Origin of the sequence: Streptomyces tricolor (genome assembly GCF_002155905.1) — a bacterium.
GTDB classification, from domain to species: Bacteria; Actinomycetota; Actinomycetes; order Streptomycetales; family Streptomycetaceae; genus Streptomyces; species Streptomyces tricolor.
Genome location: NZ_MUMF01000110.1, coordinates 13,020 through 28,133, shown reverse-complemented (window position 1 = coordinate 28,133; position 15,114 = coordinate 13,020). Strand labels below are relative to the sequence as shown.

The 15,114-nt window shown below is 74.5% G+C and carries 13 protein-coding genes and 1 pseudogene; 9 read left to right on the top strand and 5 right to left on the bottom strand.

All coding sequences use genetic code 11. The features are described 5' to 3' along the window. Positions 1 to 32: 32 nt before the first annotated feature. A pseudogene (locus CCN44_RS09565) lies at positions 33 to 260 on the bottom strand (MHYT domain-containing protein); the annotation flags it as partial. A gap of 152 nt (positions 261 to 412) precedes the next feature. Here CCN44_RS09565 and CCN44_RS09560 point away from each other — a divergent pair. Further along, positions 413 to 1,012: a class I SAM-dependent methyltransferase gene (locus tag CCN44_RS09560; RefSeq protein ID WP_086697369.1), complete on the top strand. Its 600-nt coding sequence runs from the start codon at positions 413 to 415 to the stop codon at positions 1,010 to 1,012. Between the two features lie 12 nt (positions 1,013 to 1,024). On the opposite strand, the gene CCN44_RS09555 is transcribed toward CCN44_RS09560, so the two are convergent. Continuing rightward, positions 1,025 to 1,780 carry an alpha/beta fold hydrolase gene (locus CCN44_RS09555; RefSeq protein ID WP_079080877.1) on the bottom strand — a complete coding sequence of 252 codons (756 nt, stop codon included), beginning with the start codon at positions 1,778 to 1,780 and terminating at the stop codon, positions 1,025 to 1,027. Between the two features lie 105 nt (positions 1,781 to 1,885). On the opposite strand from CCN44_RS09555, the gene CCN44_RS09550 reads away from it, so the two are divergent. Next, complete coding sequence (locus CCN44_RS09550) at positions 1,886 to 2,419, top strand: PadR family transcriptional regulator (protein WP_086697365.1); 534 nt, start codon at positions 1,886 to 1,888, stop codon at positions 2,417 to 2,419. On the opposite strand, the gene CCN44_RS09545 is transcribed toward CCN44_RS09550, so the two are convergent. Continuing rightward, positions 2,396 to 3,301, bottom strand: coding sequence for an oxygenase MpaB family protein (locus CCN44_RS09545; RefSeq protein ID WP_086697368.1), 906 nt, complete (start codon positions 3,299 to 3,301; stop codon positions 2,396 to 2,398). The genes CCN44_RS09550 and CCN44_RS09545 overlap by 24 nt on opposite strands. 106 nt (positions 3,302 to 3,407) lie before the next feature. On the opposite strand from CCN44_RS09545, the gene CCN44_RS09540 reads away from it, so the two are divergent. Both CCN44_RS09540 and CCN44_RS09535 read left to right on the top strand, forming a co-directional pair. Beyond that, a complete protein-coding gene (locus CCN44_RS09540) occupies positions 3,408 to 3,695 on the top strand; it encodes a hypothetical protein (protein ID WP_202430639.1) in 288 nt (95 codons plus the stop codon). Positions 3,696 to 3,837: 142 nt separating this feature from the next. After that, positions 3,838 to 4,680: a hypothetical protein gene (locus CCN44_RS09535; RefSeq protein WP_086697364.1), complete on the top strand. Its 843-nt coding sequence runs from the start codon at positions 3,838 to 3,840 to the stop codon at positions 4,678 to 4,680. A gap of 130 nt (positions 4,681 to 4,810) precedes the next feature. Here the strand turns inward: CCN44_RS09535 and CCN44_RS09530 are convergent, their stop codons facing one another. Continuing rightward, positions 4,811 to 4,993: a hypothetical protein gene (locus CCN44_RS09530; protein ID WP_086697367.1), complete on the bottom strand. Its 183-nt coding sequence runs from the start codon at positions 4,991 to 4,993 to the stop codon at positions 4,811 to 4,813. Between the two features lie 230 nt (positions 4,994 to 5,223). Between CCN44_RS09530 and CCN44_RS09525 the strand changes: the two genes are divergently transcribed. The 3 genes from CCN44_RS09525 to CCN44_RS09515 all read left to right on the top strand — a co-directional run bounded on the left by CCN44_RS09525 (position 5,224) and on the right by CCN44_RS09515 (position 10,880). Beyond that, on the top strand, positions 5,224 to 8,130 hold the full coding sequence (locus CCN44_RS09525) for a DEAD/DEAH box helicase (RefSeq protein WP_086697363.1): 2,907 nt from the start codon (positions 5,224 to 5,226) through the stop codon (positions 8,128 to 8,130). Continuing rightward, on the top strand, positions 8,127 to 9,404 hold the full coding sequence (locus CCN44_RS09520; RefSeq protein WP_086697362.1) for an SWIM zinc finger family protein: 1,278 nt from the start codon (positions 8,127 to 8,129) through the stop codon (positions 9,402 to 9,404). The genes CCN44_RS09525 and CCN44_RS09520 overlap by 4 nt, the downstream gene beginning before the upstream one ends. A 135-nt stretch (positions 9,405 to 9,539) precedes the next feature. Beyond that, positions 9,540 to 10,880, top strand: a complete 1,341-nt coding sequence (locus CCN44_RS09515) for an esterase-like activity of phytase family protein (RefSeq protein ID WP_086697361.1) — start codon at positions 9,540 to 9,542, stop codon at positions 10,878 to 10,880. A gap of 188 nt (positions 10,881 to 11,068) precedes the next feature. Here CCN44_RS09515 and xylA read toward each other — a convergent pair whose 3' ends face one another. Beyond that, positions 11,069 to 12,235: a xylose isomerase gene (xylA, locus tag CCN44_RS09510; protein ID WP_059247927.1), complete on the bottom strand. Its 1,167-nt coding sequence runs from the start codon at positions 12,233 to 12,235 to the stop codon at positions 11,069 to 11,071. A gap of 155 nt (positions 12,236 to 12,390) precedes the next feature. On the opposite strand from xylA, the gene xylB reads away from it, so the two are divergent. Together xylB and CCN44_RS09500 are read left to right on the top strand one after the other, a co-directional pair. Next, positions 12,391 to 13,836 carry a xylulokinase gene (xylB, locus tag CCN44_RS09505; RefSeq protein ID WP_086697360.1) on the top strand — a complete coding sequence of 482 codons (1,446 nt, stop codon included), beginning with the start codon at positions 12,391 to 12,393 and terminating at the stop codon, positions 13,834 to 13,836. A gap of 51 nt (positions 13,837 to 13,887) precedes the next feature. Beyond that, positions 13,888 to 15,096 (top strand): ROK family transcriptional regulator, encoded by a 1,209-nt coding sequence (locus tag CCN44_RS09500; protein ID WP_059247929.1) that lies wholly within the window; start codon positions 13,888 to 13,890, stop codon positions 15,094 to 15,096. Positions 15,097 to 15,114 lie beyond the last annotated feature (18 nt).

The following is a 15,114-nucleotide window of genomic DNA, read 5'->3' as shown; positions in this document are numbered from 1 at the left end:
CGGCTTCCGTGTCAGCGGCAGCGTCGTCCGCTGATGTCGCTGCCGCTGACACGGAAGCCGAGCATGGCCACGAAGTGCATGGTCCAGATGCCGGTCCCGATAGCGGAGGCCGCGGTGACGAGCCAGTTGCGGCGCGAGCGGCCGGTGGCGGCGAGCGCGCGGACGGTGCAGCGCAGTCCGAGTGCGGCCCCTGTGCAGGCCATCGCGTACGACAGTACGGGGGTCAGCCAGCCGAAGGCGGCGTGGTCCAGGTGTCCCATGGCCCCGGGACGCTAGCGGGGGCAGGGGCGCACAAAGGGGGCGCATTTCGAAAACTGCCGGAATGTGGCGCACAGTTGCGACGGAACGATCGCGTCCCGCTCGAACATGCGCACAGAGACATCCCTCACGGCGGTGAGGAATCATGCGGAACATGAGCGACGACCACACGCATGTCCAGGAGTTCTTCACCGCCCGCGCCGCCGACTGGGACACCCGGTTCCCGGACGACGGCCCGGCCTACGCGGCCGCCGTGGCCGACCTACGACTGCGCGAGGGTGACCGCGTGCTGGACGCCGGCTGCGGTACGGGGCGCGCCCTGCCGCCGCTGCGCGCCGCTGTGGGCCCCTCCGGGGTGGTGCTGGGCGCCGATCTGACCCCGGCGATGCTCCGGGAGGCCGTACGGGCGGGCAGGCACCGCGCCGGGCGGCTGCTGCTCGCGGACGTCGCCGCGCTGCCGGTGCGCTCGGGCAGCCTGGACGCCGTGTTCGCGGCCGGCCTGATCGCCCACCTGCCGCGCCCGGTGGACAACCTGCGGGAACTGGCGCGTGGCGTACGGCCGGGCGGCAGGCTCGCGCTCTTCCACCCCATCGGCCGGGCGGCGCTGGCGGCGCGTCAGGGCCGCCGGATCACCCCCGACGACCTGCGGGCCGAGGCCCGTCTCGGGCCGCTCCTGGCCCGCTCGGGCTGGCGCATGACGTCGTACGTCGACGAGGACGCCCGCTTCCTCGCACTCGCGGTCCGCGAGAACTGAGGACGGGGCGGGTCAGCCCGTCCCGGCGACGGCTGCCGCGAAGGCGTCGGGGTTGTCGAACATGACGTTGTGCCCGGCGCCGGGCACCGTCCGCACGCGCACCCCGGCGGCTTCCAGGCGCTCCCGGCCGGCGAGTTCACCGCTGCGCTCGCCCTGGAGGAAGAGGCGGTCGACGGGCAGCCCCTCCAGGAGCGTCCGCATCACGGGGTCCGAGCCCTTGCGCAGACCGACGGCACTGCGGTGCAGGGCACGCGGGTCGGCCAGCCGCATGGTCGCCGCCCACAGCGGGCCGACCGCCTCCAGCACGCGCGCGTGCTCCGTCTCGACGAACTCGTCCTCTCCATGGGCGGCGATTCCGCTGCTGGCGGCGGTCGACGGCGGGAAGGCGTCCAGATTGGCCTCCGTCAGCACCAGCCGGGAGACGAGGTCGGGCCGCCGGTGGGCCAGGACGATGGCCACGGCACCGCCCATGCTGTGCGCGATCAGCTCGGCGCCGGTGGCTCCGGCCGCGTCCAGTGCGACGGCGACCGCGTCGGCATGCTCCTCCAGCGTGTACCCGAAGTCCTCTGGCCGGTCGCTGGTGCCGTGTCCGGGAAGGTCCACGAACAGGCTGCGCCGGCCGGCGAGTTCGGGCCGGGCCGCGATGTGCGCGTGGTACACGGCGGACATCGAGCCGAGTCCGTGCAGGTACACCCGGGCGGGCTCCGCCCCGGGCACCTCGGTCCACCGGATGTGACTTCCCCTGCTGTCGAACGCGGCCTGCCGCACCGTACCCCTCCCTGTCCTCGTCGTCGCCGCACCATACATCGGTGCCGAGGTATACCGTCAAGGCGGTATTGGTGCAGCGATGTACCGCTGCGCAAGAATGCGGTCATGCTCGAACTCGCCATCCTCGGCTTCCTGTACGACGCCCCGCTGCACGGTTACGTCCTGCGCCGCCACATCGCCGCGCTCACCGGCCATGTGCGCCCGGTCGCCGAGAGCACGCTGTACCCGGCGATCAAGCGTCTGGAGAAGGCCGGTCTGCTCGTGCGGGCCAGCGAGCCCGGTGCGGTGGCCGCGCCCCGCCATGTGCTGCGGCTGACCGAGGAGGGCGGGCGCGAGCTGATGCGCCGGCTCGCCGAGCCCGCCCAGCGCGAGATCACCGACGAGAACCACTGGTTCACGCTGCTCGCGTTCCTGCGGCACCTGGCGGACCCCGCCGCGCAGGCGGCTGTACTGCGGCGCCGGCTGGCCTTTCTGGAGGAGCCGGCGAGCTTCTTCTACGAGGGCGACAGGCCACTGAGCGCCGAGGAGCTGGACGACCCGTTCCGGCGGGGCGTGCTCACCATCGCGCGGGCCACCAGCCGGGCCGAACTGGCCTGGCTGCGCGACACCCTGGCGTCACTCGACCGGGTCGGCCGCTGAGGTGTCCCGGTGCCGCACCGGGCAGCCGCGCAGCCCGGGGACCGGGCGGGTGCCCAGGTCGGCCACGCGGTAGCCGTTCGGGTAGCCCTTGACCTCCCAGTTCTGGCGCGCGAAGTGCGGACTGCGGCGCGGCGGCAGCAGCCGGACCAGCCGGCCACGCGTCCGCACGGCTCGGCGGACCAGCGCGGAGGTGGCCGCAGCGGGTCGCGGATAACGGAAGGCGCGCAGCAGCGGTTCGTCGAGCAGGGCGAGCGTGGCCGTGCGCAGCAGGGGCGCCAGCGGGCGCGGATACCAGGACGCCATCAGGTCCAGGGTGGCGTCGGAGACCCGCCGGGCCTCCTCGTCCCAGCCGAAGTGGGCCTCTTCGTAGGCGTCGAGGAGGGCCTCGAACTCTTCATAGGTGCGGGGGATGCCGGGGATGCCCATGTGCCGGCCGAGGGTGCGGTAGTACTCGGTGGTGGCGACGATCTCGTGCCGGGACAGCCGCCGCCAGCCGTAGGCGTCGATCCAGCGCCGGGGCACCACCACGAACGTGCTCAGCACATACCGCATGTCGTCGTCGCTGATGTCGTAGCTGCGGTGCATCTGGTTGATGCGGCGGATCGCGGTGCGCCCCTCCTCCGTGGCGAAGCCGTGCTCCACGACGGTGTCGAGGAGCAGCACGGTGTCGTCGTACCGCTTCTGCGTGCGTTCGGTCAGCTCCGCCGTCCGCGCGAGCAGCCGGCCGATGCTGGGCACCGCGTAGGTGCGGTACAGAGCCAGTTCCAGGGCGCGGGTGTAGTCCCAGGGGAACTCGTACGCCACACTGATCCGGTAGATCTCCAGGGCATCCGCCACCGGGTCCAGCCGGCGGATCTGCGCCAGCCGCTCGAACCGCTTCACCGCGTCGTCCCCCTTCTGCCACCGGATCTCCAACTCTACGTTGTGAAGCAGCAGATGGGCGATCGGCACTGACTCGTCCGGGGAGAGGGTGGTCCGTGTGTTCGACATGATCCGCAGGTACGCCGGCAGGCTCCGCACCTCCGCGTCCGCGCGGCCGGAGGGCGGCCGGGAGAGGCGCCCGCACAACTTGTTCGAGGCCGCGGCCGTCTACGTGGCGGCCCGCGCGGAGGACGACCAGGACCGGATCGAGGAGGCGGCGGCCTGGGTGTCGCCGGAGGCGCTGTCCTTCGGGGTGAGCGAGTTGGCCTGCCGGGCGGTGATCGCGCTGGCCCGGGAGCGCGACGAGTCGCCCGATGCGGTGGCCCGGGACCTCCTCGGGCTGCCCGCGGCCTGAGCGGAGCCGCCCTCTCCAGAAGTGGCCGTTTCGCCCCCGTCCAGGTGGAAACCCGCAGCTCCGCGTGGTGCGCGGAGTCGTGACAAGCGGCTTGCGCGCGCACTAGGGTGCGCGCCCATGGACGACCACTGGGGAGGCAGGGATGGCCGGGACGGACGATGAGGCCGTCGCCGCCGCGGACGATGCGCTGTATGTGCTGACGGCGGTACTGCTGACGCCGGCACAGTTCCCGAGCGTGCTGGGCGACGACTACCCGGAGGCGTGCGCGGCGCTGGACCTCGCGCCGCGCGCCGACGGGTACGGCCTGGTGCTGGGGCAGGACGGGGACGGCGCTCGCTGGACGGTCGTCATCGACGACGTCTCGCTGGTCGCGGTGGCGATCGCGTCCTGGGACTGCGGCATGGAGTACGAGCTGTCGCCGGACGAGCGCGCGGTCGTGACCGCCCTGCCGGGGTGGCCCCTGGCCGTCGCCGTCGCGGCACCCGGCGTGCCCGCACCGCACGACCCGCCCGCCGAGGCGGCGGGCCGGCCGGCGCTGAGCCCGCCGGACACCGGCTCCTGGGGGCCCGCCCAGCGTCGGCTGGGCGCCGACGAGATCGCGCTGCAGTGGGCCGCCTGGCGGGAGCAGATCGACGACGCGGACTTCGCCGCGCCGGGTGAGCGGGTGCGGGCCGCGGAGTCCGCGCCGGCGGGCGGGGCGGGTGCTTCGTCCGGCGGCCATGCCGGTGTCCGTCGGGTGCTCGCGGAGGCGCGCGCCTACGTCGACTCCCCGCCGCCGCTCGGCCGGGTGCGCTCGTCGTTCGCCCCGGGCGAGGCCCGTACGCTGCGCGCCGACGGTCCCGGCTGGTCGATCGTGGCCCGCACCGACGACATCGCGTTCGTCCTGCTCGACGAGGAGCCCGGTGAGGTCCTGCCGGTGGGCCGGGGTCCCGAGCTGCCGGGGCTGCTGGAGGCGCTCGACAAGATGGCCGTACGGCCTCTGTGAGCCGCGGTGACCGGACGGCGCCTCTCACGCTCCCTTGGGAGACGTGCCGCGGGTGGCGGCGCGGCTCCCGGCGGCCGGGGCGGCCCGTGCGGGCGGGTCGGCGACCGGTCCCCCGCCGTGGGCCGGGTCCTCAGCGGCCGAGCTCCTTGCGGGTGACCCGGCGCAGCCGGCGCCGCTGCGAGGGGTCCAGTGCGAGATACGCGACCGCCGGAACTCCCACCACGATCAGGAACGCCACCCACCAGGGCAGCCATATGAGCAGGAGCAGCCCGACCGTAACGCCCCCTGCGGCGATCTTCGCGTTCATGGACATGAGCATCGCCTCCTTCGCGGCCACCGCCGCTCTCTGATCTGAGAACGGCCTCCCGCGCCCCGCGGTTCCGCCTCCCGACCCTGAGACATCCCTGAGGCCCGCCCCTAGTGGCTCCCCGGCACCCGCGCTCGCCCTCGCTCGGCCACAGCGCTCGGCAGCGGCAGCAGACATTGTGCTGTACCCTCGGCGACTCCGGTCGAGTAGTCAAATTTGAGGAGTGCGGCAGAGCTGTGCAGACCATTCCCACGGCACCACCCTCCGACCTGTCCGAACTGGCCCGCTGCTGCGTCGTGTTCCTGCCGTCCGATCCCGCGCGGGCGGGCCGGATCGGGTTCTGGCGAACGGACGGCGGGACGCCGCCCGCACGCGCGGAGGGCTCCCTGACCGATCTGGAGCTGGCGGTACCCGCGGCGGGCGGCGGCGTCGAACGCGTCCCGCTCCCCGTCCTCCTCCTGCCGGTCCGCGAGGCCCTTCCGCTTCTCACGCACGCGCGTGCGTTGCCGTGGGAACACCGTGCCGCCGCCTTCTGGCGGACCGCTTACGAACTGGCCCTGGGATTCCTGGCGCGCGGTCTGCTCCTGCCGGGCCTGTCCCCCGGCGACCACGACACCTGGCGCGTGGGGCCACTGTCCGCACGCGATGCGGAGCTGATCCGGGAACTCGCCGCGGCCATGCCGCCCGAGGCGCACGCCGTGCCGCTCGCCGCGGACGGGCCGCTGCTGCTGCCCGACCCGGAGCGGTTGCTGCGTGCCTTCCTCGACGCGGTCGCCGACGTGCTCCCGCGCTCCCCCGCCGCCCCGCTGGTGACCGGTGGTCCCGCGTACGCGGCGCCCGAGCCGCAGCATCTGCCCGCCCTGCGCGCGTGGGCCGACGACATCGCCGCCGGCCATGACGCGGGGGTGCGCCTGTCACTGCGTGTGGAGGCGTCCGGTCTCGACGCCGGCGAGCCGCAGGAGGAGACTCCGGTCCGCGCCCCCGCGGTGCTCCAGGACGAGGCACCGGTCCGCTTCCGCGCGGTGCTCCAGGTGCACGGTCAGAGCGGATCGGGGGACGTCATGGATGCCGTCGGACTGTGGACCGGTGCGGAGGCCGGGCGCGCCGCGTCGGCTCCGCGCGCGCGTGCGGACGCGCTGCTGGCGCTGCGCCGCGCCGCCCGAGCCTGGCCGCCGCTGGCCCCTCTCCTCTCCGCCGCCGTGCCCGACGCGCTGGACCTCGCCGACGACGAGATCGCCGACCTGCTGGGCGAGGGCGCGCGGGCGCTGGCCGCCGTGGGAGTCGAGGTGCACTGGCCGAAGCACCTGGCGCGCGGCCTCACCGCGCACGCGGCCATCGGCCCACCGGACGACGACGCCGCGTCACCGGGAGCAAGCTCGGCGCCGTCGTCATTCCTCTCCGCGGACGCGAGGATGGCGTTCCGGTGGTGGTTCGACCTGGGCGGGCGGGAGTTGTCCCGGGAGGAACTGGACCGGCTCGCCAAGGCCAAGCGTCCCCTGGTACGGCTGCGCGACGGGTGGGTCCTGGTGGATCCGCGGGAGGCGGAGCGGGCCCGGTCCGCGCGGGAGCGCACCCTCGCTCCCGTCGAGGCGCTGGCCGCGGCGCTGACGGGTGCGGCGGAGGTCGACGGCCGACAGGTCGACGTACGGCCCACGGGATGGCTGGCGGGGCTGCGGGAGCGGCTGACGGCCGCCGAGCCGGCCGCCACCGTCGGACAGCCGCCGGGCCTGGCCGCGACCCTGCGGGACTACCAGCTGCGCGGCCTCGACTGGCTGGCCCGGACGACCGCACTCGGTCTGGGCTGCTGCCTGGCCGACGACATGGGCCTCGGCAAGACGATCACGCTGATCGCGCTGCATCTGCACCGGCAGACGGACGCCTCGGCGGCCGGTCCCACGCTCGTCGTCTGCCCGGCCTCGCTGCTCGGCAACTGGCAGCGCGAGATCGAGCGGTTCGCTCCCGGCACGCCGGTGCGCCGGTTCCACGGACCCGGGCGCGATCTCGGGTCCGTGTCCGGCGGGGAGTTCGTCCTGACGACGTACGGGACGATGCGCACGGACGCCGCGCGGCTCGCCGGGGTGCCCTGGGGGATGGTCGTGGCCGACGAGGCACAGCACGTGAAGAATCCTTACTCCGCGACCGCGCGGGCGCTGCGCACGATCGGCGCACGCGCGCGTGTGGCGCTCACCGGCACCCCGGTGGAGAACAACCTCACAGAGCTGTGGGCGATCCTCGACTGGACGACACCGGGCCTGCTCGGCGGGCTCGGCGGTTTCCGCGCGCGGTACGCGCAGCCCGTCGAGGGCGGCCGGGACCCCGCCGCCGCGCAGCGGCTCGCCCGGCTCGTCGGACCGTTTCTGCTGCGGCGGCGCAAGTCCGACCCGGGCATCGCCCCGGAGCTTCCGCCGAAGACCGAGACCGATCACCCGGTGGCGCTCACGACCGAACAGGCGGGGCTGTACGAGGCGTTGGTGCGCGAGACCCTGGACCGGATCGCGACCGCCGACGACATGGCCCGCCGGGGCCTGATCGTGCGGCTGCTGACCGGCCTGAAGCAGATCTGCAACCACCCGGCGCAGTTCCTGAAGGAGGACGATCCGCGGCTGGCGGGTCGCTCGGGGAAGCTGGAGCTGCTGGACGAGCTGCTCGGCACCATCCTCGCGGAGGGCTCGGGCGTGCTGGTCTTCACGCAGTACGTGCGCATGGCCCGGCTGCTGGAACGGCATCTGGCGGCCCGTGGCGTGCCCTCGCTGCTCCTGCACGGCGGGACGCCGGTCGCAGGGCGTGAGGCTCTCGTGCGGCGCTTCCAGGCGGGTGAGGCGCCGGTGTTCCTGCTGTCGCTCAAGGCCGCCGGAACGGGGCTGAACCTCACCCGGGCCGAGCATGTCGTGCATTACGACCGCTGGTGGAATCCGGCGGTGGAGGCCCAGGCCACCGACCGCGCGTACCGCATCGGGCAGACCCGTCCGGTGCAGGTGCACCGGCTGATCACCGAGGGAACCCTGGAGGACCGCATCGCGGAGATGCTGGGTCGCAAGCGGGAGCTGGCCGACGCCGTGCTCGGTACCGGCGAGGCCGCCCTGACGGAACTGTCGGACGAGGAACTGGCGGCACTGGTGGAACTGCGCGGGGAGGCACGATGAGCCGCTACGACGGCATGGACGACCGTGACACGGGGCGCACGTTCGCGGCACTGCCGCCCGCGCGCGGGCGCGCCTTCGCAGAGAGCTGGTGGGGACGCGCCTGGCTGCGGGCCCTGGAGGACGCCGCGCTGGAGGCGGCGGCGGTCAAGGCGGGGCGCCGGCTCGCGCGCGCGGGCGGTGTGGGCGCGGTGACCGTGCGGCCGGGCCGGGTCACGGCCGTCGTACGCGACCCGGGAGGCGCGGCCCACCGGGCCGACGTCCTCCTGCCCGAGCTGTCCGGCGAGGAATGGGCGCGGTTCCAGGATCTCGCGGTCGAGCAGGCCGGACACATGGCGGCGCTGCTCGACCTGGAGCTGCCGCCCCATCTGGTCGAGGACGCGGCGGTGGCGGGCATCGACCTCCTGCCGGGCCTCGGCGATCTGGAACCGGAGTGCGACTGCGGCGCCTGGGACCATTGCGGACACACGGCCGCGCTGTGCCACCAGGTGGCGCGGCTGCTGGACGAGGATCCGTTTCTGCTGCTGCTGTTGCGCGGTCGGGAGAAGGACGCCTTCCTGACGGAGCTGCACGTCCGCAGCACCGCCGAGCCGTCCGGGGCGGCCCCCGCGCCCGCGGGGGTGGACGCCGCCGAGGCATGGGCGGCCGGCGACATCCTGCCACCACTGCCCGAGCTGCCCGGCCTGCCGCAGACAGCCGGCACACCGCCGTCCCTCACCGCCGGAGCGGTCGCTGCGCCCGGGATCGACCCCGTGGCACTGGAGCACCTGGCCGGCCGTACCGCCGTGGAGGCCTACCGGCTGCTGGCGGCGGCCCTGGACGGCGACCCGATGGCCGACGCCGGTCCGACGCCCGCTCAGGACGCCGTACGGCTGGCTTGTGGGCCGGCTCCCGCCGGCGTGACCGAGCGGCTCGCCACGGGGTCGGGGCGTGGCCGTGACGGGCTCGCGGCGTCCGTCCGGGCCTGGCGGCTGGGGGGTGCGGCGGCGCTGGCCGTGCTCGACGAGGAGCGGGAGGTGGAGGGCGTGGCCCTCGCACGCGCGCGTGCGGCCCTGGAAGCCGCCTGGGAGGCGGACGAGCGGCCGGTGTTCCACAGGAGCGGCAACCGGTGGACGGTTCCGGACGAAGGCGTTCAGCTGCGCCTCGGCCGTGAGGGCCACTGGTGGCCGTATCGCGACGAGGGAGGCCGCTGGGTACCGGCGGGCGGCGCGGATGCTGATCCCGCGGCGGCGCTGGCCTCCGCGCGGCCCGGGGCAGGTGAGCCGCAAGGCGTCTGACCCGCCCGTCGTCACACGGACCGGCGCGATCATCCGATGAGCGGCGGACGCCGGTCGTTCACCCGCCGGTCGTACGGCGTTCCTCCGGGGGCCCAATGGTGGCCGCAGCCAACCACCTTGTCCCCTGGAGGCCCGATGTCCCCGCAAGCCGCCGGCCGGCGCCGCGTCCACCGTTCCGCCGCCACGGTCCTGCCCCTGGCGCTGGCCGCCGCGCTCGTGGCCGCGGGGACGGCCACGGCGGCGCCGTCCGGGGACGCCCGCGTCGTGCGCGCGGCGGCGCTCGGCGAGATCCCGCTCGGCGCGTTCAGCAACGCCCTGCTGCCCGGCAGCGTGGCCGACGACCACGGGGTGAGGCTCGGCGGCATCGGCAGCGACCTCTACCCGGCGGGCCGCAAGGGCGAGTACTGGACGGTCACCGACCGCGGCCCCAACGGCCAGATCAAGGTGGACGGCAAGAAGCGCCGCACCTTCCCGGTGCCCGGATTCGACCCGGCGATCGTCAGGATCCGGGTCTCCGGGGCCACGGTCGAGGTCATCGACGCGATACCGCTGACCACCTCCTCCGGGAAGGCCGTCACCGGGCTGCCCAACCAGCGGACCCGGGACGAGGCGCCGTACACCTACGACGCGGGGACGCCGCTCTCCTACGACCCGAACGGCCTGGACACCGAGGGCATCGTACGGGCGGCGGACGGCAGCTTCTGGCTCGTGGACGAGTACGGGCCGTCCCTCGTGCACGTCTCCACGCGCGGGAGGGTCCTCGCTCGCTACGTGCCCGAAGGGCTCGCTCTGACCGGCGCGGACTACCCGGTGGTGGAGGCGCTGCCGCCGGTCCTGCTGCACCGCAAGATCAACCGGGGGTTCGAGGGGCTGGCGCAGCTTCCCGGCGGTGATCTGGTGATGGCCCTGCAGAGCCCGCTCTCGCTGCCGGACGCGGACGCCGGGGACGCTTCGCGCACGACCCGCCTGCTGCGCTTCTCGCCGCGCGAGAAGGCCGTCACGGCCGAGTACGCCTATCGCTTCGACCCGGTCGGTACGGTCGACCCGGGCGAGGACGACCCCTCGGAGCTGAAGATCTCGTCGGTGGTGGCGGTCGGCCGCGACCGGCTGCTCGTCGAGGAGCGCACGGACAAGGCGGCCCGGTTGCAGCTGGTCCGGCTGCGCGGCAGCTCCGACATCCTGGGCGGCCCGTGGGACGATGCCACGACGTCTCCGTCGCTGGAGCAGCTGGACGACCCGGCGACCGCGGGTGTGCCGGTGCTGCCCAAGCAGCTCGTGCTGAACCTCGGCAAGGTCGCCGGGGTGCCCGGGAAGATCGAGGGCATCGCGCGCGTGGACCACGACACGCTCGCGCTCGTCAACGACAACGACTTCGGGATGACCGACGGGCCGGGCGCGTTCGACGCCCGGGGCCGCCTGGTCGACAGCGGGGTGAAGACGACGGTGGTGTACGTACGTCTCCCCAAGAGGCTGTGACGGCATCCGAAGGGCCGCATCGCCGAACAGCCCCCGCCTCGCGGCCACGACGGCGTCCGGAGCGGCCCTGAGCCGCAGGCCACCGCTGGGCGCCGGTGCGCGCAGGCCGTCCGCGAACCCGCGGACGGCCTGTCGCGCTGTTCGACCGCACCCGCGTGGGGTGCGGTCGACCGCACGCGCGCGTGCGGTCAGCCCCGTGCCCCCAGCAGGTGGTCCATCGCCAGCTGGTCGAGGCGCTCGAAGGCCATGCCGCGCGCGGCGGCCGCCTCCACGTCGAAGTCCTCGAAGGCCGCGCGGTCGCCGAGCAGGGCCTGCAGGCCGTCGGCCGCGGTCGGCCGGGCCAGCTCGTCCAGCCGCGACGCGCGCAGTGCCTCCTGGACCTCCGGGTCGGCGCGGAAGGCGGCAGCGCGCTCCTTCAGGATGAGGTAGTTGCGCATGCAGCCCGCGGCGGACGCCCACACTCCGTCCAGGTCCTCGGTCCGCGGCGGCTTGAAGTCGAAGTGGCGGGGGCCCTCGTAGCCGGCGCTCTCCAGGAGGTCGACCAGCCAGAAGGCGGCGCGCAGGTCGCCGGCGCCGAAGCGCAGGTCCTGGTCGTACTTGATCCCGGACTGGCCGTTGAGGTCGATGTGGAAGAGCTTGCCCGCCCACAGGGCCTGGGCGATGCCGTGCGGGAAGTTCAGACCGGCCATCTGCTCGTGGCCGACCTCCGGGTTGACGCCGTACAGCTCGGGCCGCTCCAGGCGCTCGATGAAGGCGAGCGCGTGCCCGACCGTGGGCAGCAGGATGTCGCCGCGGGGCTCGTTCGGCTTGGGCTCGATGGCGAAGCGGATGTCGTAGCCCTGGGAGGTGACGTACTCGCCGAGCAGGTCGAAGGCCTCCTTCATGCGGTCCAGGGCGGCGCGTACGTCCTTGGCGGCCCCGGACTCGGCGCCCTCGCGGCCGCCCCAGGCGACGTACGTCCGCGCGCCGAGTTCGACGGCCAGGTCGATGTTGCGGATCGTCTTGCGGAGGGCGTAGCGGCGCACGTCGCGGTCGTTGGCGGTGAACGCGCCGTCCTTGAAGACGGGGTGCGTGAACAGGTTCGTGGTGGCCATCGGGACGGTCATGCCGGTGGCGTCCAGGGCCTGCCGGAACCGCTTGATGTGCGACTCGCGCTCGGTGTCCGAGGAGCCGAAGGGGATCAGGTCGTCGTCGTGGAAGGTCACTCCGTGGGCGCCGAGTTCGGCCAGGCGCTGCACCGTCTCGACCGGGTCGAGTGCGCGGCGGGTGGCGTCGCCGAACGGGTCCCTTCCCTGCCAGCCGACGGTCCACAGGCCGAAGGTGAACCTGTCCTCGGGGGTGGGCTGGTAGCTCATGCCGCGGCTCCTTGCTGCGTACGACTATTCGTCATGGCGGTTTACAAATTAGTATGCGGGCGCACCGCTGGGAAGAGACAAGATGTCTTCGACAGCAAGGTGTCTTCGATCAGCCCACCGCACATGCCGCGGAGCCGCGGAAGAGGGAGAGCCCGATGTCAGCAGCCGAGGGTCCGCTCGTCGTCGGGGTGGACACGTCCACCCAGTCCACGAAGGCACTGGTCGTCGACGCGGCCACCGGTCAGGTGGTGGCGAGCGGCCAGGCACCGCACACCGTGACCTCCGGGGCGGGCCGGGAGAGCGATCCGCGTCAGTGGTGGGAGGCGCTGTGCGCGGCGCTGCGCCAGTGCGGTGACGCGGCGCACGAGGCGGCGGCGGTGTCGATCGGCGGCCAGCAGCACGGACTGGTCACCCTGGACGAGCACGGCGAGCCGGTGCGTCCGGCACTGCTGTGGAACGACGTCCGCTCGGCGCCGCAGACCCGCCGCCTGGTGGAGGAGCTGGGCGGGCCGAAGGCCTGGGCCGAGCGCACCGGCAGTGTGCCCGGGGCGTCCTTCACGGTCACCAAGTGGGCGTGGCTCGCCGAGCACGAGCCGGACGCGGTGCGCGCCACCCGGGCGGTACGGCTCCCCCACGACTACCTCACCGAGCGCCTGACCGGGCAGGGCACGACCGACCGCGGCGACGCCTCGGGCACCGGCTGGTGGGCGTCCGGGGCGGAGGCGTACGACGAGGAGACCCTCGCGCACATCGGGCTCGACCCGGCGCTGCTGCCCCGGGTGGTGCGGCCCGGCGAGGTCGCCGGCACCGTGCGCGACAGCCACGACCTGCCGTTCTCCAAGGGCACGCTGGTGGCCGCCGGCACCGGCGACAACGCGGCGGCGGCGCTGGGCCTCGGCCTGCGACCCGGCACCCCGGTGCTGAGCCTCGGCACCTCCGGCACCGTCTACGCCGTCTCCCGGCACCGCCCCACGGATCCGACCGGCACGGTGGCGGGCTTCGCCGACGCGCGCGGGGACTGGCTGCCGCTCGCCTGCACCCTGAACTGCACCCTCGCGGTGGACCGCGTCGCGGCCCTGCTGGGCCTGGACCGGGAGGCCGTGGAACCCGGCGGCTCGGTGACCCTCCTGCCGTACCTGGACGGCGAGCGCACCCCGAACCTGCCGCACGCCTCCGGGCTGCTGCACGGACTGCGCCACGACACCACAGCGGGCCAGCTGCTGCAGGCCTCGTACGACGGTGCGGTGCACGCGCTGCTCGGCGCCCTGGATCTGGTCCTCGACGCGGACGCGGACCGCGGCACCCCGCTGATCCTGATCGGCGGCGGGGCCCGGGGGACGGCCTGGCAGCAGACCGTGCGCCGGCTCTCGGGGCGGCCCGTCCAGGTCCCGGAGGCCAGGGAACTGGTCGCCCTGGGCGCGGCGGCGCAGGCGGCCGGACTGCTGACCGGCGAGGATCCCGCGGCGGTCGCCCGCCGCTGGAACACCGCCGCCGGCCCGGTCCTGGACGCCGTGGAACGGGACACCTCGACGCTGGACCGGATCAGCGGGGTACTCTCCGACGCGGCCCCGCTGCTGGAGCGGGACGCGAATACCCCATGACCAGGCCGCCCGCCCCCAGCCGGGCGGCAGACACCGAGGATTGACGGAGGCATGACCGCACCGCTGCACGAGGCCCGCCCGCCGGGCGCCGGGCGCGCCCTGCCGGACACCCAGCAGGGCATGCGCCGGCGCAACCTGGCCCGGGTGCTGCACGCCGTCAGCGCCGAGGGCTCGCTGTCCCGGGCGGCGGTCGCCTCACGGATCGGGCTGACGCGGGCGGCGGTGTCGACGCTGGTGGACGAGCTGATCCGCTGGGGGCTGCTGGAGGAACTGGGCCCCGAGCGGCCCGGCCGGGTGGGCCGACCCGGGTCGGCGCTCGCGGTGAGCGGCCGGGGCCCGGCGGGGATCGGGGCGGAGATCGGCGTCGACCATCTCGCGGTGTGCGCGGTCGACCTGCGCGGCGAGGTCCGGGCGCGGGCCGTGCGGCACGGCGCCAACCGGGGCCGGGCGGCCGAGCCCGTGACCGAGGAGCTGACGGCGCTGATCCGCCAGGTCGTCGCGGAGGCGGAACGGGCGCAGCTCTGGCCCGCCGGGCTCGCGGTCGCCGTACCCGGACTGGTGGCCAGGGACGGACGGACGGTCGTACGCGCCCCGAACCTCGACTGGCACGGCACCGACCTCGCTCCCCTGCTCCCCGCCGACTGGCCGCTGACCGTGGACAACGAGGCCAACTTCGGTGCTCTGGCCGAGCTGTGGCTCGGTGCCGGCACCCCCGGGGACTTCCTGCACGTGTCGGCCGAGATCGGCATCGGTGCGGCCGTGGTCGTGGACGGCCGGCTGCTGCGCGGGACCCGGGGGTTCGCGGGGGAGCTGGGCCATGTGCCCGTACGGCCGGACGGACCTCCCTGCCCGTGCGGCGGCCGGGGGTGCCTGGAGCAGTACGCGGGCGAGGACGCGGTGCTGCGCGCGGCCGGGCTTCAGCCGCGCGAGGATCTGGTGGGCCTGCTCGCGGAGCGCGCCGAGGCGGGCGACGAGGGCGTGCGGGCAGCTCTGCGGGACGCCGGTACGGCGCTCGGCATCGCCCTGACCGGGGCGGTGAACCTGCTCGACCCCGAGACGGTGGTCCTGGGCGGCGCCCTGGCCGGCCTCTCCCCCTGGCTGCTGCCGTCGCTGGAGTCGGAACTGACGGGCCGCACGGCGGGCCCGGCCTGCCCGGTGACGGTGTCCCCGCTGGGCCCGCAGGGGCCCCTGCTGGGCGCCGCGCACTCGGTCGTCCGAGCGGTACTCGACGATCCGGCGACGGTGGCGGAACGATCCTGACCCGGCTCGCCGTCCGCC

What these genes read in the sequence shown, in the direction of transcription:
- CCN44_RS09530 (WP_086697367.1), bottom strand. Translation starts at nt 4,993, where the DNA reads ATGTCCATGAACGCGAAGATCGCCGCAGGGGGCGTTACGGTCGGGCTG.
- CCN44_RS09535 (WP_086697364.1), top strand. Translation starts at nt 3,838, where the DNA reads ATGGCCGGGACGGACGATGAGGCCGTCGCCGCCGCGGACGATGCGCTG.
- xylB (WP_086697360.1), top strand. Translation starts at nt 12,391, where the DNA reads ATGTCAGCAGCCGAGGGTCCGCTCGTCGTCGGGGTGGACACGTCCACC.
- CCN44_RS09550 (WP_086697365.1), top strand. Translation starts at nt 1,886, where the DNA reads ATGCTCGAACTCGCCATCCTCGGCTTCCTGTACGACGCCCCGCTGCAC.
- CCN44_RS09560 (WP_086697369.1), top strand. Translation starts at nt 413, where the DNA reads ATGAGCGACGACCACACGCATGTCCAGGAGTTCTTCACCGCCCGCGCC.
- CCN44_RS09520 (WP_086697362.1), top strand. Translation starts at nt 8,127, where the DNA reads ATGAGCCGCTACGACGGCATGGACGACCGTGACACGGGGCGCACGTTC.
- CCN44_RS09500 (WP_059247929.1), top strand. Translation starts at nt 13,888, where the DNA reads ATGACCGCACCGCTGCACGAGGCCCGCCCGCCGGGCGCCGGGCGCGCC.
- xylA (WP_059247927.1), bottom strand. Translation starts at nt 12,235, where the DNA reads ATGAGCTACCAGCCCACCCCCGAGGACAGGTTCACCTTCGGCCTGTGG.
- CCN44_RS09515 (WP_086697361.1), top strand. Translation starts at nt 9,540, where the DNA reads ATGTCCCCGCAAGCCGCCGGCCGGCGCCGCGTCCACCGTTCCGCCGCC.
- CCN44_RS09540 (WP_202430639.1), top strand. Translation starts at nt 3,408, where the DNA reads ATGATCCGCAGGTACGCCGGCAGGCTCCGCACCTCCGCGTCCGCGCGG.